This window comes from Actinoplanes sp. CA-131856, from assembly GCF_050956135.1.
In the GTDB taxonomy this organism is placed as follows: domain Bacteria; phylum Actinomycetota; class Actinomycetes; order Mycobacteriales; family Micromonosporaceae; genus Actinoplanes.
The window spans coordinates 6,027,820-6,046,350 of record NZ_CP191849.1; the positions used below are offsets into that span (position 1 = coordinate 6,027,820).

Genomic DNA, 18,531 nt, shown 5'->3' on the forward strand with positions numbered 1-18,531 from the left:
GCGGACAGCGCCGGAAATGGCGCGCGCCGAAGCACAGGTCGGGAGGCGGACGGCGCGGAGAGCTGCGCGCGCCAAAGGACGGACGCGGAGATGGACGCGGCCGCGGTCGTGGAGTGGGCTCGCCAGCTGCCCTCGGTGGCGGGCGGCACGCGGGTCGTGGCCGTTGAAGGGCGGTCCGGCGCGGGCAAGACCGAGCTGGCACGGAAGCTGGCAGGAGCGCTCGGCGCGCCGCTGATCCGGATGGACGACCTCTATCCGGGATGGGACGGCCTGCGCGGCGGGGTCACGGCACTGCACGACTGGGTGCTCGAACCACTCGCCGGCGGACGGCCGGTGCGGTGGCGGAGCTGGGACTGGGCCGCCGACCGCTACGGCGACGCGTGGCACGAGGTGCCGCGCACGGACAGCCTCGTGGTGGAAGGTGTGGGCTGCGGCGCGCGCGTGCTGAAGCCGTACCTCAGCGGTCTGGTCTGGATCGAAGTCCCGGACGCGCTGCGCCGGGAGCGGGCCCTGGCTCGCGACGGCGCCACCTACGAGCCGCACTGGGAGCGCTGGGCGCGCCAGGAGGACGACTTCTACGGCACCGACGACGTGCGCGGGCGGGCCGATCTGATCATCGACGGCAGCGAGGGACAGTAGATGAGCGAGCAACGGATCCGGCTCAACGGGCTGCGGCAGTCGACGGTCGGGCACACCGCGATCGGGCTGTGGCGGCATCCGGACAGCCAGGCGCACCGCTACCGGGACCTGTCCTACTGGGTCGACACCGCGCGGATCCTGGAGCGGGGCCGTTTCGACGCGCTCTTCATCGCCGACGCGCTCGGCCCGCTCGACGTCTATGGCCCGTCGCGCACGAGGGCCGGTATTACCGCTTGAGAAGGACGCTTCGAGAGCCCCGATGTGCTTACTTCGATTCCGATGAGTTCATCGTCGGCAACAGCGACGGGACAGGCCTCGCCCTGACTAAACCTGCGGGCGGCCGGCTGGCAGGTGAACGGCGCTGACGCGGAGGGCCGCTTCAGTCCGCCGCGACGACCGGAGTCCGAGGAACAGCGGGTGTCGCCGCCGGGACAGGCGAAACCGCCGGCTGCTCGGACGGGATCGAGGCGATGCCGGCCAGGATGAGGACGCCGCCCAGCAGTTGGAGCGGGCTCAGCGACTCTCCCAGCACCAGCCACGCGAACACCGAGGCGAACACCACCTCGAGCAGCCCCACGAACGACGCCAGTCGGGAGCCCAGCCGGGCCGATCCGGCGATTCCCGTGGCGTACGCGATAGCCGTCCCCACGATCGCCACCACCAGCAGCGGCAGCCACCACGGCGCGGTCGAGTTCACCACCTTGACGTCCGTCGCCACCGTCACGAACGGGAGCAGGCCCACCGCCGACGCCACGGCCAGGGTGACGCTGCCCAGGATCAGGCCCGACGACGCCAGCGCCACCGGCGGCAGCCCGTCGTTGGGCCGCGCCGCCACCACGAAGTAAACCGCGCAGCCGATCGCCGCCGCGAAGGCCAGGACCAGCCCCCACGCGTCCACCGCCTGCAACGCTCCCGGCCCGATCACCAGCACCAGGCCGCCGATCGCCAGGACCGAGCCGAGCAACACCATCGGGCGGGGTGTACGCCTCGTGGTCGCCCACGTGAACAGCACCAGCAGCAGCGGCGCCAGATATTCGATCAGCAGCGCCGTCGAGACCGGGATCCGTGAGATCGCCGCGAAGTACGCGAGCTGGGTGAACGCCACCGCGATCACGCCCATGCCCAGCACCCGCCACCGGCCGCGCCACAGCGCCGACCACCGGCCGCGCAGCGAGATCAGCAGCAGCGGGAGCAGCACCACCCCGCCGGTCAGGGCCCGGACGGTCACCGCCGCCGCCGGCGACCAGCCCGCCTCGAGCAGCGGTTTGATGAACGCGCCGGACGTTCCGAACGAGACCGCTGAGGTCACGGCGATGACCAGACCCACGGACTTGGCCGAGAACCGCATGGCACCCTCACTTGATAGCCGTCATGAGCTAAATTGCTTATGCCCATGACGCTATGCTCGTACGAGTGAGGAGTCAAATTGCTTTTTGCCCCTGACACCGAGGAGGCCCTGGAGTTCATCGTCGACCTCACCGACACCGACCCGGGCGCGACCCGCTCCGGCCAGGACGAGCTGTCCACGGTCGGCCAGCTCGGCGCGCTGCTGGCCCGCTGGCACTACTCGGGGCGCGTCGACCACGACGAGGCCGAGCTGCGTGAGGTCCGCGCGGTCCGCGACGAGCTGCGCCGGGTCTGGTTCCTCGACCGCGACGACATGGTCCCCGCCGTCAACGAGATGCTGCGCAGGGCCAAGGCTCTGCCCTATCTGACCCGGCACGACGACTCGGACTGGCACATGCACGCCACCGCGCCGGACGCCCCGCTCGCCGAGCGCATGCGCGTCGAGGCCGCCCTGGCCCTCATCGACGTGATCCGGATGAACGAGGTGGGCCGCCTGCGGCTGTGCGGCGCCGACGACTGCACCGGCCTGCTGCTCGACCTCTCCCGCAACGGCTCCAAGCGTTTCTGCAGCGTGCGCTGCGGCAACCGGATGAACATGGCCGCGTTCCGCGAGCGGAAGTCGGCCGAGCCGAGCTAGCGGAAGAGCTCCCGCCGGAGCTCGTTGACCCGGGCCGAGGCCTCGGCGGCCTGGACACCGGCGATCCTGGCCATGTTGTGGTGGGCCGCGGCCTGCTTCGCGCGGCGCGCGGCACGCTCGCGCGCGACGCGCGCGTGCTCGGCGTAGGCCCGGACACGCTCTACGGGTGACATGCCTTCCATCCGACACCGCCGCGGGCGAGAATCAAGCCGCCCAGCGCGCCGCGTACGTTTCGCGAACAGGTAGTGCGTCCCATGGACGGGTCGAGCACCATGATGCCGGTCGAGCGGAGCGACCTCCGCACGGCCGACATCGCCCATGCCCATGAACAGCTCAGCCGCGCCTATGTCGACCATCGGCTCCGGCTGGCGCGGCCCGGCCCCGGTTTCGTCTTCCAGACCCGGACGGCGACCGTCGGTCAGCTCGGCCTCGACCGGCTCACCTATCGGGGCGCCGTCGAGTCCACCGCCGACCCGTTCGACTCGGTCACCACGGTCGTGCTCCTCGACGGCTGGTACAGCGTCGACGACGGCCGCCGGCACCACCGTTTCACCGCCGGCGACGCCTATCTCGTGCCGCTCGGTTCGCCGCTGACCGTCTGCTGGAGCGGGATCGACCTGCAGAACCTGCGGTTCCCGCTGGCGCTGATCCGGCGCGCCGCGGCGCGGCTGGGCCTGGCCGCGGCCGACTTCCGGTTCGAGTCGCCGTCGCCGGTCTCCCCCGCGATGCGGCGCCACTGGATCGCGACGGCCGGCCATCTGGTCCGGTCCTTCGCCGGGCCGCTTCCCGCCGTCGCCCATCCGCTGATCTACGCGGGCGCGATGAACATGCTGGCGGCCACGGCCCTGGCGGTCTTCCCCAACACCACGATGACCGTCGACTACGTTCCCGGCCCGGGGCGGGTGGCGCCGGCCACGGTCCGCCGGGCCAAGGCGTTCATCGACGCGCACGCGGCCGAACCGCTCACGCTCGAGGATGTGGCGCGGGCGGCCGGGATCAGCGTGCGGGGCCTCCAGGCCACCTTCGCCCGGCATGGTGATCTGACGCCGCTGGGCTACCTCCGCCGCGTACGCCTGGAGAACGCGCACCGCGACCTGGAGGCCGGCGACCGCGCGCGCGGTGACACCGTCGCCGCCATCGCCCGGCGCTGGGGGTTCGCCTCCCCCAGCCGCTTCGCCGTGGACTATCGCAAGGTGTACGGGCGCTCGCCCCGCCGCACCCTCGACGTCTGAGATCAGGAGGCGAGCTCCTCCAGCGTGGGGCGGCGCTTGATCGTACGGACCATGCCGTCCGCCACACCCAGCACCGCCGCCCCGCCGACCGAGGGCGAGTCCGCGTAGTGATATCCGCCGGTGCCGGCGATGGCCACGAGGTCGCCCGCCTCGATGTCCTCGGGCAGCTCGGCCGCCGTCCGCGTCTGCCCGAGGGTCTCCACGACCGTCGCCGGCCGCAGCGCCGCCCGCGACTCGCGCCCCACCAGCACCATCGAGTGCCGTCCCGAGCACGGCGCCGTCCCACAGCCGGGCACGCCCTCGTCGAGGGAGACCGTCAGGCCGCCGAGGTTGGACGACACCGCGGCCACCCGGGTGAGCGTCACCCCGGCCCGCGACATGATGGACCGTCCCGGCGACACGGTCAGCCGCGGCTCGGCGATCCCGAAGTACTCGGCCGACAGGTGCACCATGGCCCGGGCCCGCGACGCGAACGCGCCCACCGCGAAGTCGTCGTCCCCGCACCGGTAACAGGCCGCGTGACCGCCGCCGAGGTTCACCGCCGGGACCGTGACGCCGTAGCGGGAACGGACGACGGTCGCGAAGCCCAGCACCTCACGCACCGAGGCCTCGAACGGCTGGAACCGGCTGAGCTGATGCCCACAGTCGCAATCGAGCCCGGCCAGCTCCAGGGTCCTCTGCGACCGGATGGCCGCGATCGCCGCCAGCGCCGGCCCGGTCCCGCACTTGAGCCCGTACCGGACGCGCCGGCGGCCCATCCGGGCCGGGACGATCCGCAGCCACACCCGTTGCGGCAGCACGGCCCGGGAGGCGATCAGCGCGACCTCGGCCACCGAACCGGCCACCACCGCCGCCCCGCAGGCGTTCGCGGCGTCGAGGTCGGCCAGCGACTTGCCGGCCCCACCGAGCACGATCTCCGAGGCCCGCACGCCCGCGGTCAGCGCGATCCGCAGCTCCGCCGCCGAGGAGACACGACATCCGAGGCCCGAGGAGGCCACCCACTTCGCCGTTTCCAGGGTCAAGCCCGCCCTTGCGCTGTACGACACCGCGCGCTCCCCGAACGCCCGCAGATATTCGGCGCTCCTCTCGCGGACGTCCTGCTCGTCCAGAATGTGCAGCGGCGTTCCGTAGGAGTGGGCGAGTTTGCTGGCCCGCACCCCGCCGATCTGCAGGTCACCTTGGCCCACCCAGCGGGCGGAGAGCGGCCAGACCGTGTGATCGAGCGGCGGGCGGAGAGCGATGCGCAGGGACGGAAGGATATCGGCGAGCGTCATGACCCGACCTTGCGCCCGTCTCCGCCGGAAAGAGCCGCCCGGATATCCACCGTTGACGCCGAGGGCCGGAATGTTCACGCCGCGGATACGCCTTCAGCCTGGCGCCTTGCGGCTGAGGCCCTCCCAGGCCCGGTACTCCTCGGCCCGGGCCTGGTCCATCTGCTGGACCATGTCGTACGAGGCGGAGCCGACGATCAGGCGCAGCGGGGGCCGCTCCAGCCCGGCGAGCTCCATGACCACCGGCGCCGCCGTGCTCGGGTCGGGGCCGGCGTCGTCGCCCCACATCGCGGCCAGCTGGGCGCGCAGGGCCTCGTACTCGGGCCGGGGCCCGGTCGTCGTGGTGCCGCGGGTGAACAGCTCCGTGCCGTACCCGCCGGGTTGAACGATCGTGACCTTGATCCCGAAGGGCGCCACTTCCATGGCGAGCGCCTGACTCAGCGAGTCGAGCGCCGACTTGCCGGCCGCGTAGAACCCGGTCGACGCGAACCCGCCGCCGGTGCCCATCGTGGTCACCTGCAGGAGGTGGCCCGACCCTTGCGCCCGCAGATGCGGCACGACCGCCTGGGCCACCCACACCGCGCCGAAGAAGTTGACGTCGAACTGCGCCCGGATCTCCTCCTCGGTCGCCTCCTCCACCATGCCGAGCAGCATCACCCCGGCGTTGTTGACCACGACGTCGAGCCGCCCGAAGGCGGCCGCCGCCTCGTCCACGACCCGCTGCACGGCCGCCCGGTCCGCCACGTCCAGCGTCAGCCGCACGAGCCGCTCCGGATGGGCGGCGGCCAGCTCGTCCAGCGGCCCTACGTCACGGGCCGCCGCCACCACGTTGTCCCCCGCCGCGAGCGCCGCCTCGGCGTACGCCCGGCCCAGCCCTCTCGACGCACCGGTTATGAACCACACTCGCGCCGTCATGCGCATCTCTCCTCGCAGTGAGACGAGACGGTCCGTCTCGCCGATGGGAACGCAGTCTGCCCCTCTGTGGAACGCCTGTCAAGACGGACCGTCTCGTCTCGTTGTCTGCTAGGCTCCGCGCCGTGCCCGCTCCCCGGAAGCCGAACCCCGCCCTGCGCAGCGAACGATCACGGCAGGCGATCCTCGGCGCCGCCCGCGAACTGGTGTCCGAGCTCGGCTACGCCAAGGTGTCCATCGAGGCCATCGCAGCCCGGGCCGGCGTCGGCAAGCAGACCATCTACCGCTGGTGGCCGTCGAAGGGCGCCGTCATCTTCGACGCGTTCCTGGCCCTGAGCGAGCAGGGCGAGGTCGTGGCCCTGCCGGACACCGGAGACCTCGAGGCCGACCTGAAGACCGTCATGCGAGCCACCGTCGCCGAGTTCGCCGACCCCGCTTTCGAGGCGCCCATCCGCGCTTTCAACCTGGAGATCATCGCCGACCCGGCCCTGACCGCCCAGTACCGCGAAAGGCTGGCCGCCCCGGTCGACGAGGCCAAGAAGGACCGCCTCCGCAGCGCCCAGCGCGCCGGCCAACTGCCCGCCGACACCGACCTCGACCTGTTCCTCGAGATCCTGTACGCCCCGCTCTACCAGCGCTGGCTGCTGGGCACCGGCCCGCTGACCCAGGACTACGCCGACGCCCTGGTCGACGTCACCCTCCGAGCGTTCCGTCCCCAGGATTAACCGCGCCCGGACCGGGTAGAGCTGCCGCCGTGGCTGAGCTGGATGAAGAGACGATCGCGTACGCCCACCGGATGTTCGACCTGGCCCGGTCCGGGCAGGGCGACGAGCTGGCCGCCAACGTCGCGGCCGGGCTGCCGGTGAACCTGACCAACAGCAAGGGCGACACCCTGCTGATCCTGGCCGCCTATCACAACCACCCGGCGACGGTCGGCGCGCTGCTCGACCTGGGAGCCGACCCCGACCGGGTCAACGACCGCGGCCAGACGGCCTTGGCCGCCGCGGTGTTCCGCCAGAACGCCGAGACCGTCAGGACGCTGCTCGGCGCCGGCGCCGACCCCGAGGGCGGTTCACCCTCGGCCACCGCGACGGCCGACTTCTTCAAACTGCCCGAGATGGCGGCCCTGCTGCGCTGATGCTCGCGGGCCAGTGCTTGGCCAGCAGCTCGTAGGAGCGGACCCGGTCGCGATGGTCGTGGGCCATCGTGGTGATCAGCAGCTCGTCGGCGCCGGTGACCCGGCGCAAGGTCTCCAGCTTCCCGGTGACCGTTTCGGGCGAGCCGGCGAACTGGGTGTCGACGCGGTCCTTGACCAGCCGGCGGTCCTCCTCGGTCCACTGGTGGGCGCGGGCCTGCTCCAGCGTCGGCCACGGCACGGCGCCGCCCTGACGGACGCTGCGGACCCAGAGGGCGTACGGCAGGGCCAGCTCGATCGCGGTCTCGTCGTCGTCGGCCACGAGGACGTCGGCCGAGACCATCACGTGCGGCTTTCTCAACAAGGACGAGGGCTTGAAGGCGGCACGGTACGCCTCGACGGCCTCCAGGACCTTGGCCGGCGCGACGTGGTAGTTCGCGGCGAACGGCAGGCCCCGCGCGCCGGCCACCTGCGCGCTCTCGCCGCCGCTGCTGCCGAGGATCCACAGCTGCAGGTCGGCGCCCTCGCCGGGCACCGCCCGGGCCGAGTTGCCCTCGGCGTCGGTGTACGGGCCGGCCCGCAGGATCTCGATGTCCTCGACCACCGCGTCCAGGTCCAGCGGCTCCGCGCCCGGCTGCTTGAGCAGCTTGAACCACAGTTGGGCGCGGCCCGACTTGAGCAGCACCTGATAGTTGTAGTGCTTCGGGATGAGGAGGCCGTCGACGTCGTGGGCGCCGACCTCGGCCGGCGGCGCCGACCCGGCGGACAGGTCGGTCTTGCGCCGCTGGGCCGACCGCCCGAGCCCGAGGTCGAAGCGCCCGGGATAGAGGGCGTCCAGCGTGCCGAACTGTTCGAGGGCGGCCAGCGGCGTCAGGAAGCCGGTCTGCAGGGCTCCCGAGCCGAGCCGGATGCGATCGGTCACCGAGGCGATGGCGCCGAGCAGCACAGCCGGCTGCGAACTGGCCACGCCGGGCGTGAGGTGGTGCTCGGCCACCCAGAAGCGGTGATAGCCGAACTCCTCGGCCGCGCGGGCCAGGTCGAGCGTCCGCCGCAGGGCGTCGCGGGCGTCACCGCCGTCGACCAGCGGCGCGAGATCCAGGATGGACAGTGGGACGGTCATACGAGGCTCCCCGCGAACGGACGGCTAGGAATTTCCTTGCGCAGCGTGGGCGCGACCTCCGCCTGGAAGAGCTCCAGCGTCGCCCGGTGCTGTTTGTCGGTGAGGCCGTCACCGTCGGCGTGCAGGTGCATGACCTCGTGGCCGAACGCGGAGTGGTAGCGCAGCACCTTGTCGATGATCTGCTGCGGGCTGCCGACCAGGATCGAGCTGCGCTCGATCGCGTCCTCCAGAGTCGGGAAGACCGGCTCGACGCCGACCTTGCGGAACAGGGCGATGCGGGCGTCATAGATCGGCCGGTACGTCTCCACGGCCTCCTGCGACGTGCGGGCCACGTAGAAGCCGGCCGAGCCCGCACCCACCAGCGCGTCGGCCGGGTCGTGCCCGTAGTGCTCCCACCGTTCCCGGTAGTAGCGGATCAGCTCGGCGTACGGCTCGATCGGGTTGGTGACATTGGCCGAGAACAGCGGGTCGCCGTACCGCGCGGCCAGATCGACGCTTTCCTTGCTGGTGGCACTGCCGTGCCAGACCCGGATCGGATTCTGCAGCGGGCGCGGCCAGGTCTCGGCCTCGGTCAGCGACGGGCGGAAGCGGCCCTCCCAGGTCACCTTGGGCTCGCGCCAGAGCCGGCGGAACAGTTCGTAGCTCTCCCGGTTGCGGTCCCACTGGTCCTCGGTGGTGACGTGGAACAGCTTGGCCTGCGCGGCCCCGTTGCCCTTGCCGATGATCAGCTCGATGCGGCCGTCGGAGAGGTTGTCCAGGGTGGCGTAGTCCTCGTAGGCGCGGACCGGGTCGAGCAGGCTGAGCGTGGTGACCGCCGTGAACAGCCGGATCCGCGACGTCCGGGCCGCGATGTGGCTGAGCACGACCGGCGGCGACGAGGAGATGAACGGGCGCTCGTGGCGCTCACCCACCCCGTAGCCGTCGAAACCGAGCTCCTCGGCCAGGACGGCGTTGTCGACCACCTCACGGAGGCGGGCGTGGTCGGAGACCGACGGGTCGGGTTTGGCGATCAGCGTGATGAGCAGGAACTTCATGACTGCGACACCTCCAGGTTCGGCACCGCGTCGAGCAGGGCGCGGGTGTACTCGTGCTGCGGATGGTGGAAGACGTCGTCGATCGGCCCTGATTCGACGACGCCGCCGTCGCGCATGACGAGCACGCGATCGGCCAGGTGGTGCACGACGCCGAGGTCGTGCGAGATGAACAGCAGCGCGGTGCCGTCGGTGGCCCGGATGTCGGCCAGCAGGTCGAGCACCTGCGCCTGCACCGACACGTCGAGGGCGGACACCGGCTCGTCACAGATGATCAGGCTGGGCCGGGGCGCCAGCGCCCGGGCGATCGCCACCCGCTGCCGCTGGCCACCGGAGAGCTGCCGCGGATAGCGGTCGAGCACGTCGGCCGCGAGCCCGACCCGTTCCAGCAGCGGCGCCGCGGACGCCCCCGGTTCGAGGGCCTCGCCGACGATGCGCCGCACGGTCCAGCGGGGATCGAAGGCGGACAACGGGTCCTGCGCGATGAACTGGAGGCGGCGGCGCCGCGAACGACGCCGCCGCTCCTTCAACCCGGTCCATGGCGCGCCCTCGAACGCCACGGTCCCGGACGTGGGTGCCACCAGCCCGAACACGAGCTGAGCGACGGTGGTCTTCCCCGATCCGGATTCCCCGACCAGCCCGACGATCTCCCCGCGCCGAACGGTCAGGTCCACCCCGTCGACAACGGTGTGTTTTCCGTACGTCTTCGTCAGCCCTTCGGCCCGGATGACAACGCTGTCAGCCGGGCGGGAGGAACGCGCAGTCGTCTCCTTTCCCTTCCGCTCCGCCCTCTTCCCGAGCGCCCTCGGCGCGGAAGGCTCGGAATCGGAAGGCGCAAGAGGGAGAGGCGAAACGAAGAGGGGCGCGGAGGGCTCGGGATCGGGAAGCGCGGAAGGGAAAGGGGAAGCGGAGAGGGGTGTGGTGGGAGACGGCGCGGTCGGGGACACCGGAACCGTGACGGGGGTGAACGAGAGCGCGGGAAGGGCAGGGCCGGCTGAGGAGAGGCGGCGGCCCCGGGAAGCCGCTGACGGCACTGCCTGGACCAGCTCCCGGGTGTACGGATGGGACGGGGCGGCCAGGAGCGATGACGTCGGGCCCGATTCGACGACCCGGCCGTCCTTCATCACGGAGACCCGGTCGGCCAGGCGGGAGACGACGGCCAGGTCGTGGCTGATCAGCAGGAGGGTCTCGCCGGCCGCCTTGCGTTCGGCCAGCAGGTCGAGGATCTGGGCCTGAACTGTCACGTCCAGGGCCGTTGTCGGCTCGTCGGCGATCAGCAGGGGTGGGCCGGCCGCGATGGCCGAGGCGATCAGGGCCCGCTGGCGCAGGCCGCCCGAGAGCTGGTGCGGGTACTGCTTCGCGCGCCGCTCCGGCTCGGGGACGTGGACCGACGACAGCAGATCGACCGGGTCGCCCTTGACCTTGTGGACCTTCAGGACCTCGTTGATCTCGGCGCCGACCGTGCGCAGCGGATCCAGGGAGATCAGCGCGTCCTGCAACACCAGGCCCGCGAAGCTGCCCCGGAGCCTTTGCCAGTCGCGGTCGCCGTGACGGCGTACGTCCTGGCCGTTGATTTCGAAGTGGGAGGTGGACACCGTGGCCTTGGGGCCGGTGAGCCCGACCAGGGTCCGGGCCGTGACCGACTTGCCCGAGCCCGACTCGCCGACCAGCGCCACGCATTCGCCGGCGGCGATGTCGAGGTCGACGCCCCGGACCGCCTCGACCACGGTGCGCCCGACCGGGAAGGTGACGCGCAGATCCCGTACGGAAATCATGCCGTCCTCCCCTCGAACCGGCGCTGAAGGCGCCGGCCCACGACGGTCAGCGAGATGACCAGCAGGGTGACCACCACACCGGGCAGGATCGAGGTCCACCAGGCGATGCTCAGATAGCCGCGGCCCTCGGAGAGCATCGCGCCCCACTCGGGTGACGGCGGTTGCGGTCCCATGCCGAGGAAGCTGAGGCCCGCCGCGGCCATGATGGCCTCGCCGAGGCCGATGACGGCCAGCACGGGAATCGGGCCGATCACGTTGGGCAGCACGTGCCGCAGCACCAGCCGCGTGCGGGAGTCGCCGAACGCGACCGCCTGCGTCACATATCCGGCCTGGCGCACCACGAACGTCTGCGAGCGCACCACCCGGGCGTAGTGCGGCAGCGTCGCGATGCCGATCGCCACGATCAAGCCGACCGTGCCGGGGCCGGCCACCGCGACGAACAGCAACGCCAGCAATAGCAGCGGGAACGCGGCCAGGGCGTCGAATCCACGGCTGAGGGCCTCGTCGGCGTACTTGTGGGAGAGCCCGGCCAGCAGGCCGAGCAGGATGCCGAGGCCCGCCGCGACCAGGGTGGCCGCGATGCCGATGGTCAGCGAGTGCCGGGCGCCGTGCACGACCCGGTCGAAGACATCCCGGCCGAGCTGGTCCGTGCCGAACCAGTGCTGAGCGCTGGGCGCCTCGAGGACGTGCATCGGATCAGCCGCCAGAGGGTCGCCCGCGAACAAGCCAGGCAAAATGGCGGCCGCAGCGGCAAGAACGAGGAAGGCCGAAGCCGCCGCGACCCCGACACCACGAGGACGCCGGATTCTTACTGACAAAGGCCGATCGAGGGCGATGGTCATGTCAGCTCCTCCGCAGTCGAGGGTCGATGATCAGGTAGGCGAGGTCGGCCAGCGTGTTGAGCAGCACGTAGACGAAGGCCGAGAAGACCACGACGGCCAGCACGACCGGCATGTCCTCGCTGGTGACCGCGTTCAGCGTGACCTGGCCCAGCCCGGGCCGGCCGAAGACGGTCTCGATGATCACGGCGCCGCCGAGCAGGATGCCGAACAGCCAGCCGATCAGCGTCACCGTCGGCAGCAGCGCGTGCCGCAGGGCGTGCCGCACCAGCACGGCCCGCTCCCCCAGCCCGCGGGCCCTCGCGGTGACCACGAACGGCTCGTCCAGAGCCCGGTCGATGCCGTCGCGCAGCACCTGGGTGAGCACCCCGGCCACCGGCAGGGCCAGCGTGACGGCCGGCAGGACGAGGGCGGCGACGCCCTTGTCGCCGGAGACCGGGAACAGGCCCAGCCGGAACGAGAAGACGCTCAGCAGCACGATCCCGATCAGGAAGGGCGGGGTCGAGACCAGGACCAGCTCCAGCGTGGAGCTGACCCGGCGGGCCCAGGGCCGGCGGGTGGTGACCGCCAGCACCAGGGCCAGGACGATGCCGAGCAGACCGGCGGTGAAGGCCAGGGTGAGCGTCGGCGCCAGCTGGCCGCCGATGACCTCGGAGACCGGCCGTTGCAGCAGGTAGGAGCGGCCCAGGTCGCCGTGCAGGGCCCGCCACAGGAAATCGAGATATTGCACGACGGCCGGGCGGTCGAGGTGCCACTCCTGGATGATCTGCGACCGGATCAGGGGCGTGTCGGCGCCGTCGCCGACGATGGCGTCGACCGTGTCACCGGGCGCGGCGAGCAGGGCCAGGTAGGCCGCCGTGGCGGCGGCCCACAGGACCACGAGGCCGGTGCCGATGCGGCGGAGCACGATCACTTGCTCAGCCAGACGTTGTACGCGTTGCCCGGCACGCCCGCGGTCGGCTCGAAGCCGAGGCCGCCGACGGTCTTCGACGCGGCGATCTGGTCGGCCGGCGCGTACAGCGGCTGGATCAGCGCCTGCTCACCGACGACGTACTTCTGAAGCTTCCCGTAGGTCTCGACGCGGTCCACGCCCGCCTCGCCGTCGGCCAGCAGCTTGTCGAGCTCGGTGGACTTGACGCCGGTCCGGTTGATCGCGCCGTCGGAGCGCAGCAGCAGGTTGAGGGCGGCGCCGGCGTCGGTGTCGGCCCGGGAGTTGTCGAAGATCTCGTACTCGTTGTCCTCGATCGCCTTGGTGGCGGTGCCCTGGTCGACCACGGAGACCTTGAGGTCGATGCCGGCGCTCTGCTTGACCGCGGCCTGCACGGCCTGGGCCAGGATGTCGCGGCGGTCGCGGACGAACGGCGCCGACTGCACGAGCCGGGCGGTCAGCCGCTTGCCGTCCTTGGTGCGATATCCCTCGGAGTCACGCGTGGCCCAGCCGGCGGCGTCGAGCGTGGCGTTAGCCTTCGCCCCGTCATTGCCGTACGTCTTCTCCAGCTCCTTCGAATAGAGCGGGCTGGTCGGCGAGATGACGCTCCACGCGCGGGTCGCCGTGCCCCGGTAGACGCCCTGCAGGACGGTGTCGACGTCGAGCGCGTCACGGAACGCCTGCCGCACCCGGATGTCGTCGAACGGCGCGTGCGAGGTGTTGAAGTAGTACGAGTAGGCCGAGCCCGAGTTGAGCCCCTTGCTCAGGGTCAGCTGCGGGTTGGCCGTGATCTGGGCCTGGTCGGTGGCCGGCACGCCCTCGATCACCTGGACCTGGCCCGAGGTCAGCGCGCCCACGCGCACCGACGACTCCTTGAGGAAGCGATAGGTGACTTCGTCGAGGTACGCCGGGCCGGTGTGGCCCGCGTTGGCCGGGGCCCAGTTGTAGTTCGGGTTCTTGACGTAGTGCAGCTCCTGGCCGGGCGTGTACTTGTCGAGAATGAACGGCCCGGTGCCCGCCAGCTCCGGGCCGCCCGCCTTGAGGTTCTTCGCCTCCTTGAGCGACTTGGGCGAGACGATCGCGCCCTGCGGCGAGGAGAGGAAGTCGAGGATCAGCACGTCGGGCTGCTTCAGTGTGTACCTGACGGTGGCCGGGTCGACGACCTCGACGTTCTTGAGGTTCTTCAGCTGTACGGCGGCGACGGTCGGCGCGTATCCGTCAGCCAGCAGCTGGTCCACGTTGGCCTTGACCGCGGCCGCGTCGAACGTGGTGCCGTCGCTGAAGGTGACGTCGGTTCGCAGCTTGACGGTGTAGGTCTTCCCGTCGGGCGAGACTTCGTACCCGGTGGCGAGCCAGGGCACGTACCCACCCTTGTCGTCGTGGGTGAGCAGCGCCTCGAAGTTGTTCCAGACGAGCAGGCGCGCCTTGGCCTGCGCGTACTGATGAGGGTTCAGGGTGATCGGCTCGGTCTCCACGGCCCAGTTCAGCGAGCCGCCGGAGACCGGAGCACCGGCGTCGGTGGCGGTGCCGCCGCTGGAGGAGCAGCCCGCGAGCAGCGCTAGAGAAGCAGCCGCGGCGAGCCAAAGACGGTGACGCATCGTTACCTCCATCGGGACTGACTCCCTTTTTCCTATAGGCTCTATGGGATATAAGCAAGAGGTGACAGCCCTTTCTCACAAAGTCGCCCCGGCGCCGGCCATGGCCCTCTGCCTCGCCGCCGCCTTCACCACGCTGCTCGATCAGTCCAGCCTCAACACCGCCGTGCCGGCCCTGCGCACCTCGCTCGACGCCGGCCCGGCAGCGGTGCAGTGGATCATCGCGGGCTACTCGCTCGCCTTCGGCCTGGCGCTCGTGCCGGCCGGCCGCCTCGGCGACGCGCACGGCCGCAAATGGCTGTTCATCGGTGGGCTCACGCTGTTCTGCCTGGCCGCAATCCTGGCCGGGACCGCGCAGGAGGCCTGGGTCGTCACCCTCGCGCGACTGCTCCAGGGCGTGGGCGCCGGCACGGTCAATCCCCAGGTGCTCGGCCTCTTCCAAGAGATGTTCACCGGCCGCGACCGCGTCCGCGCGGTCGGCGCGTACTCCCTCGTCGGCGGCATCGCCGGTGTCATCGGGCCCCTCGTCGGCGGCCTCCTGATCGACACCGCGGGATGGCGCTACGTGCTGCTGCTGAACGTCCCCTTCGGCTTGATCACCGTGCCGCTGGCCATCCGCTACTTCCCCAGCTCACGACCCGCCGCCACAAATCGGACAAGTCTTGATTTACCCGGCCTGGCGCTGCTGGGCGCGGTGACCTTGTCGGTGCTGCTGCCGTTCACCGTCCCCGGGGCCAGGTGGCTGCTGGCGGCCACTCCGCTCCTCGGCGTCGCCCTGATCGTCTGGGAGCGCCGCTACCCCGGAACCCCGATCCTGCTGCCCGCCCTTCTGCGGGAACACGGATTCCGCAACGGCACGCTGATCGCGATGTTCCAGTTCGGATCGTCCCTGGCCGCCTCGCTGGCCATCACGCTCTACCTGCAGGAGGGCCTCGGCTGGTCACCCCTGCACGCGGCGCTGACCGTGCTGCCGAGCGCGCTGGGATTCGCCGCGTTCTCGGCCGTGGGCTGGCGCATCCTGGGCCGCTACGGCCGCCGCAGCGTCCAATGGGCGTTGACTGTGGCACTTGTGACGATCGTGGCCACCGCCCTGATCGTTCAGTTCGTCCCCGAGGGTCACCTCACCCTCGCCCTCGGGATCACCCAGCTCGTCAACGGCGCCGCCGGCGGCGTGATCATCTCGCCCAACCAGGCTCTCACCCTCGCCTACGCGCCCGTGGAGGCGGCCGGGCTCGCGGCCGCGCTGTTGCAGCAGGCGCAGCGTGTCGCGGCCACCATCGGCACGGCCGCGGTGACCGGCGTGGTGCTGGCGTCGCTGGGCCGCGACTCCCTGACGTACGGCTTGGCCATCTGCGCGGCCATGCTCGCGGCCGCGGCCGTCGTCGCCGCCCGCCCCCCGCGTTGACAACTTCGTAAAACATATAGAGCCGATAGGACTTGAGGGCAATGCCGCTCCGCACCTAGCGTTCTGTGGCAACAAGCCCACTCGGAGGACGCCCGTGAGTCTTCTATCCTCGGCTCGCGCGCCGGTGCAGTCACCGCCAAGCGACGAGCTCACCATCGTTCCCGCCCGTCGCCCGTGGCGCTGGGTCGCCGCGGCGGCTGTGCTCGTGGTGGTCGCCCAGTTCCTGCACGGCCTGGCCACCAACCCGGGCTGGGACTGGAGCACCTTCTTCGGCTACTTCTTCGAAGAGTCGGTGATGCGGGCCCTGCTGATCACCCTGGAGCTCACCTTCGCCGGTGCGGTCCTCGGCTTCGCCGGCGGCATCATCCTGGCCCCGATGCGGCTGTCCACGAATCCGGTGCTCAAGTCGGTCAGCTGGACCTTCATCTGGGTCTTCCGCTCGGTGCCGCTCATCGTGCAGCTGCTGTTCTGGGCCAACCTCGGTTACCTCTACGACAAGCTCCAGCTCGGCATCCCGTTCGGGCCCGGCTTCGTGCACTTCGAGACCTCCAGCCTGGTCAGCGCGTTCGGCGCGGCCCTGCTCGGCCTGGCCCTGCACGAGGCCGCGTACGCCGCCGAGATCGTCCGGGCCGGCATCCTCTCGGTCGACCAGCGCCAGATAGAGGCCGCGGCCGCCCTCGGCATCCCGCGGCTGCGCCAGTTCCGCCGGATCGTGCTGCCACAGGCCATGCGGGCGATCCTGCCCAACGCGGCCAACGAGCTGGTCAACCTGCTCAAGAGCACCTCGGTGGTCTACGTGCTGGCCATCGGCGAGCTGTTCTACCAGGTGCAGGTCATCTACGGCCGCAACGGGCGGGTCGTGCCGCTGCTGCTGGTCGCGACGGTCTGGTACGTGATCCTCACGGCGGTCCTGTCGGTCCTTCAGCACTACACCGAGCGGCACTTCGGCAAGGGGTACCGGCGATGATCGAGATTACCGGCGTACACAAGTCCTTCGGCTCTCTGGAAGTGCTGCGCGACGTCAGCCTCAGCGTTGCGGCCGGCAGCGTCACGGTGATCCTCGGGCCCTCCGGCTCGGGCAAGTCCACCCTGCTGCGCTGCGTCAACCATCTGGAAAAGGTCGACCGGGGCACCGTACGGGTCGACGGCGAGCTCATCGGCTATCGGCAGGACGGCGACAAGCTGCACGAGCTGCCCGAGCGCCTCGTCCTCAAGCAACGGAAGAACATCGGTTTCGTCTTCCAGACGTTCAACCTGTTCCCGCACATGACCGCCCTCGAGAACGTCGACGAGGCCCGCGGTCCCCGCGAGTCTCTGGAGCTACTCGAACGCGTCGGACTGGCCGACAAGGCGCACTCCTATCCCCGGCAGCTGTCGGGCGGACAGCAGCAGCGTGTCGCGATCGCGCGTGCCCTCGCGCTCGACCCGAAGCTGGTGCTCTTCGACGAGCCGACGTCGGCCCTCGACCCCGAGTTGGTCGGCGAGGTCCTCGACGTCATGCGCGACCTGGCCAAGGCCGGAACCACGATGGTCGTGGTGACGCACGAGATCGGCTTCGCCCGCGAGGTGGCCGACACCATCGTCTTCCTCGACGGCGGCCGCATCGTCGAGCAGGGCCCGCCCATCGAGGTCCTCGACAACCCCCAGCACGAACGCACTCAAGCCTTCCTTTCCAAAGTTCTCGTTTAGGAGTCGTACTCATGCGCCGCAGATCCCTGTTCGCCGCCGTAGCGCTCGTCGCCGGGCTGACCGCCTGCTCGGCCCCGGACGAGACCCCGAAGGAGGCGGCCGCCGCCGTCTCGGTCAAGATCAATGACTCGCCCGACCAGCAGCGCATCGTCCCGGCCAAGGTCGACGCGGCCGCCGCGTTGCTGCCGGCCAAGATCCGCGACAGCGGCAAACTGGTCATCGGCGTCGGCGCGGCCGGCGCCGGCTTCCCGCCCCTGGCCTTCACCGCCAACGACAACAAGACGCTGATCGGCAGCGAGCCCGACATCGCGGTGGCCATCGCCGGCGTGCTCGGCCTCGAGCCCGACCTACAGAACACGTCGTGGGAGAACCTGTTCATCGGCCTCGACAGCGGCAAGTACGACATCGGCGCCTCCAACATCACGGTCACCGAGGAGCGCAAGCAGAAGTACGACTTCGTCACCTACCGCAAGGACGAGCTGGCCTTCGAGGCCAAGAAGGGCTCCGGCCTGAAGGTCACCGGCCCGGCCGACGTGGCCGGCAAGAAGGTCGCGGTGGGCTCCGGCACCAACCAGGAGAAGATCCTGGTCGAGTGGAGCGAGGAGAACGTCAAGGCCGGCCGACCCAAGGTCGACATCAAGTACTACCAGACCAACCAGGCGACCTATCTGGCCCTGGGCTCGGGCGCGATCGACCTGTACCTCGGGCCGAACCCGACCTCGGCCTACCACGTGGCCACCGCCGGCGAGACCGAGATCGTCGGCACCTACTCGGGCGCGGGCGCGTCCCTGCAGGGGCTCATCGCGCTGACCACCAAGAAGGACAACGGCCTGGTGAAGGCGTACAAGGCCGCCCTGGACGAACTGATCAAGTCGGGTGACTACAAGAAGATCCTCGACCGCTGGAACCTGGCCAACGAGGCCGTGGACCAGGGCGAGATCAACCCGCCCGGCCTCCCGATCGAAGGTAAGTGATC

Annotated in this window: 20 protein-coding genes; 10 read left to right on the top strand and 10 right to left on the bottom strand. The window is 70.7% G+C overall.

The window, feature by feature from the left end; all coding sequences use genetic code 11:
- Nucleotides 1-90 precede the first annotated feature (90 nt).
- Both ACQP2X_RS27920 and ACQP2X_RS27925 read left to right on the top strand, forming a co-directional pair.
- A complete protein-coding gene (locus ACQP2X_RS27920; RefSeq protein ID WP_498686835.1) occupies nt 91-639 on the top strand; it encodes a nucleoside/nucleotide kinase family protein in 549 nt (182 codons plus the stop codon).
- A complete protein-coding gene (locus ACQP2X_RS27925) occupies nt 640-876 on the top strand; it encodes a hypothetical protein (RefSeq protein WP_498686836.1) in 237 nt (78 codons plus the stop codon). It begins immediately after the preceding gene.
- Nucleotides 877-1,018: 142 nt separating this feature from the next.
- Here the strand turns inward: ACQP2X_RS27925 and ACQP2X_RS27930 are convergent, their stop codons facing one another.
- A complete protein-coding gene (locus ACQP2X_RS27930) occupies nt 1,019-1,987 on the bottom strand; it encodes an EamA family transporter (RefSeq protein WP_498686838.1) in 969 nt (322 codons plus the stop codon).
- Between the two features lie 78 nt (nt 1,988-2,065).
- Here ACQP2X_RS27930 and ACQP2X_RS27935 point away from each other — a divergent pair, with 78 nt between their 5' ends.
- Nucleotides 2,066-2,623: a CGNR zinc finger domain-containing protein gene (locus tag ACQP2X_RS27935; protein WP_498686839.1), complete on the top strand. Its 558-nt coding sequence runs from the start codon at nt 2,066-2,068 to the stop codon at nt 2,621-2,623.
- Here ACQP2X_RS27935 and ACQP2X_RS27940 read toward each other — a convergent pair.
- Nucleotides 2,620-2,796: a hypothetical protein gene (locus ACQP2X_RS27940; RefSeq protein ID WP_498686841.1), complete on the bottom strand. Its 177-nt coding sequence runs from the start codon at nt 2,794-2,796 to the stop codon at nt 2,620-2,622. The two genes, ACQP2X_RS27935 and ACQP2X_RS27940, sit on opposite strands and share 4 nt — an antisense overlap.
- A gap of 81 nt (nt 2,797-2,877) precedes the next feature.
- Between ACQP2X_RS27940 and ACQP2X_RS27945 the strand changes: the two genes are divergently transcribed.
- Nucleotides 2,878-3,855, top strand: coding sequence for an AraC family transcriptional regulator (locus tag ACQP2X_RS27945; protein ID WP_498686843.1), 978 nt, complete (start codon nt 2,878-2,880; stop codon nt 3,853-3,855).
- A gap of 2 nt (nt 3,856-3,857) precedes the next feature.
- Here ACQP2X_RS27945 and ACQP2X_RS27950 read toward each other — a convergent pair whose 3' ends face one another.
- Both ACQP2X_RS27950 and ACQP2X_RS27955 read right to left on the bottom strand, forming a co-directional pair.
- Nucleotides 3,858-5,129, bottom strand: coding sequence for a diaminopimelate decarboxylase family protein (locus ACQP2X_RS27950; RefSeq protein ID WP_498686845.1), 1,272 nt, complete (start codon nt 5,127-5,129; stop codon nt 3,858-3,860).
- 93 nt (nt 5,130-5,222) lie between these two features.
- Entirely contained in the window at nt 5,223-6,059 is an 837-nt protein-coding gene (locus tag ACQP2X_RS27955) for an SDR family NAD(P)-dependent oxidoreductase (RefSeq protein ID WP_498701059.1), read from the bottom strand.
- Nucleotides 6,060-6,163: 104 nt separating this feature from the next.
- On the opposite strand from ACQP2X_RS27955, the gene ACQP2X_RS27960 reads away from it, so the two are divergent.
- Entirely contained in the window at nt 6,164-6,763 is a 600-nt protein-coding gene (locus tag ACQP2X_RS27960; RefSeq protein ID WP_498686847.1) for a TetR/AcrR family transcriptional regulator, read from the top strand.
- A 71-nt stretch (nt 6,764-6,834) separates the two neighbouring features.
- Nucleotides 6,835-7,176, top strand: coding sequence for an ankyrin repeat domain-containing protein (locus tag ACQP2X_RS27965; RefSeq protein WP_498701061.1), 342 nt, complete (start codon nt 6,835-6,837; stop codon nt 7,174-7,176).
- On the opposite strand, the gene ACQP2X_RS27970 is transcribed toward ACQP2X_RS27965, so the two are convergent.
- The 6 genes from ACQP2X_RS27970 to ACQP2X_RS27995 all read right to left on the bottom strand — a co-directional run bounded on the left by ACQP2X_RS27970 (nt 7,142) and on the right by ACQP2X_RS27995 (nt 14,464).
- On the bottom strand, nt 7,142-8,293 hold the full coding sequence (locus ACQP2X_RS27970; protein WP_498686848.1) for an LLM class flavin-dependent oxidoreductase: 1,152 nt from the start codon (nt 8,291-8,293) through the stop codon (nt 7,142-7,144). The two genes, ACQP2X_RS27965 and ACQP2X_RS27970, sit on opposite strands and share 35 nt — an antisense overlap.
- Nucleotides 8,290-9,327: an LLM class flavin-dependent oxidoreductase gene (locus tag ACQP2X_RS27975; RefSeq protein WP_498686850.1), complete on the bottom strand. Its 1,038-nt coding sequence runs from the start codon at nt 9,325-9,327 to the stop codon at nt 8,290-8,292. Before ACQP2X_RS27975 ends, ACQP2X_RS27970 begins: the two co-directional genes overlap by 4 nt.
- Nucleotides 9,324-11,099: a nickel ABC transporter ATP-binding protein NikE gene (gene nikE / locus ACQP2X_RS27980; RefSeq protein ID WP_498686852.1), complete on the bottom strand. Its 1,776-nt coding sequence runs from the start codon at nt 11,097-11,099 to the stop codon at nt 9,324-9,326. The genes ACQP2X_RS27975 and nikE overlap by 4 nt, the downstream gene beginning before the upstream one ends.
- On the bottom strand, nt 11,096-11,791 hold the full coding sequence (locus ACQP2X_RS27985; protein WP_498686853.1) for an ABC transporter permease: 696 nt from the start codon (nt 11,789-11,791) through the stop codon (nt 11,096-11,098). The genes nikE and ACQP2X_RS27985 overlap by 4 nt, the downstream gene beginning before the upstream one ends.
- Before the next feature lie 151 nt (nt 11,792-11,942).
- Nucleotides 11,943-12,851 carry an ABC transporter permease gene (locus ACQP2X_RS27990; RefSeq protein WP_498686854.1) on the bottom strand — a complete coding sequence of 303 codons (909 nt, stop codon included), beginning with the start codon at nt 12,849-12,851 and terminating at the stop codon, nt 11,943-11,945.
- Nucleotides 12,848-14,464, bottom strand: coding sequence for an ABC transporter substrate-binding protein (locus ACQP2X_RS27995; protein WP_498686856.1), 1,617 nt, complete (start codon nt 14,462-14,464; stop codon nt 12,848-12,850). The genes ACQP2X_RS27990 and ACQP2X_RS27995 overlap by 4 nt, the downstream gene beginning before the upstream one ends.
- A gap of 61 nt (nt 14,465-14,525) precedes the next feature.
- On the opposite strand from ACQP2X_RS27995, the gene ACQP2X_RS28000 reads away from it, so the two are divergent.
- The 4 genes from ACQP2X_RS28000 to ACQP2X_RS28015 all read left to right on the top strand — a co-directional run bounded on the left by ACQP2X_RS28000 (nt 14,526) and on the right by ACQP2X_RS28015 (nt 18,529).
- A complete protein-coding gene (locus ACQP2X_RS28000) occupies nt 14,526-15,866 on the top strand; it encodes an MFS transporter (RefSeq protein WP_498686858.1) in 1,341 nt (446 codons plus the stop codon).
- Nucleotides 15,867-15,990: 124 nt separating this feature from the next.
- Complete coding sequence (locus ACQP2X_RS28005) at nt 15,991-16,833, top strand: amino acid ABC transporter permease (RefSeq protein ID WP_498686860.1); 843 nt, start codon at nt 15,991-15,993, stop codon at nt 16,831-16,833.
- Entirely contained in the window at nt 16,830-17,555 is a 726-nt protein-coding gene (locus ACQP2X_RS28010; RefSeq protein ID WP_498686862.1) for an amino acid ABC transporter ATP-binding protein, read from the top strand. The genes ACQP2X_RS28005 and ACQP2X_RS28010 overlap by 4 nt, the downstream gene beginning before the upstream one ends.
- Before the next feature lie 11 nt (nt 17,556-17,566).
- On the top strand, nt 17,567-18,529 hold the full coding sequence (locus tag ACQP2X_RS28015; protein WP_498686863.1) for an ABC transporter substrate-binding protein: 963 nt from the start codon (nt 17,567-17,569) through the stop codon (nt 18,527-18,529).
- The last annotated feature ends 2 nt before the right edge of the window (nt 18,530-18,531 follow it).

Excerpts from the sequence above, each read along its gene's own strand:
- ACQP2X_RS27965 (WP_498701061.1), top strand. The coding sequence starts at position 6,835 with ATGTTCGACCTGGCCCGGTCCGGGCAGGGCGACGAGCTGGCCGCCAAC.
- ACQP2X_RS27970 (WP_498686848.1), bottom strand. The coding sequence starts at position 8,293 with ATGACCGTCCCACTGTCCATCCTGGATCTCGCGCCGCTGGTCGACGGC.
- ACQP2X_RS27985 (WP_498686853.1), bottom strand. The coding sequence starts at position 11,791 with ATGCACGTCCTCGAGGCGCCCAGCGCTCAGCACTGGTTCGGCACGGAC.
- ACQP2X_RS27975 (WP_498686850.1), bottom strand. The coding sequence starts at position 9,327 with ATGAAGTTCCTGCTCATCACGCTGATCGCCAAACCCGACCCGTCGGTC.
- ACQP2X_RS27940 (WP_498686841.1), bottom strand. The coding sequence starts at position 2,796 with ATGTCACCCGTAGAGCGTGTCCGGGCCTACGCCGAGCACGCGCGCGTC.
- ACQP2X_RS27950 (WP_498686845.1), bottom strand. The coding sequence starts at position 5,129 with ATGACGCTCGCCGATATCCTTCCGTCCCTGCGCATCGCTCTCCGCCCG.
- ACQP2X_RS27930 (WP_498686838.1), bottom strand. The coding sequence starts at position 1,987 with ATGCGGTTCTCGGCCAAGTCCGTGGGTCTGGTCATCGCCGTGACCTCA.
- ACQP2X_RS27925 (WP_498686836.1), top strand. The coding sequence starts at position 640 with ATGAGCGAGCAACGGATCCGGCTCAACGGGCTGCGGCAGTCGACGGTC.
- ACQP2X_RS28010 (WP_498686862.1), top strand. The coding sequence starts at position 16,830 with ATGATCGAGATTACCGGCGTACACAAGTCCTTCGGCTCTCTGGAAGTG.
- ACQP2X_RS27945 (WP_498686843.1), top strand. The coding sequence starts at position 2,878 with ATGGACGGGTCGAGCACCATGATGCCGGTCGAGCGGAGCGACCTCCGC.
- ACQP2X_RS27920 (WP_498686835.1), top strand. The coding sequence starts at position 91 with ATGGACGCGGCCGCGGTCGTGGAGTGGGCTCGCCAGCTGCCCTCGGTG.
- ACQP2X_RS28015 (WP_498686863.1), top strand. The coding sequence starts at position 17,567 with ATGCGCCGCAGATCCCTGTTCGCCGCCGTAGCGCTCGTCGCCGGGCTG.
- ACQP2X_RS27995 (WP_498686856.1), bottom strand. The coding sequence starts at position 14,464 with ATGCGTCACCGTCTTTGGCTCGCCGCGGCTGCTTCTCTAGCGCTGCTC.
- nikE (WP_498686852.1), bottom strand. The coding sequence starts at position 11,099 with ATGATTTCCGTACGGGATCTGCGCGTCACCTTCCCGGTCGGGCGCACC.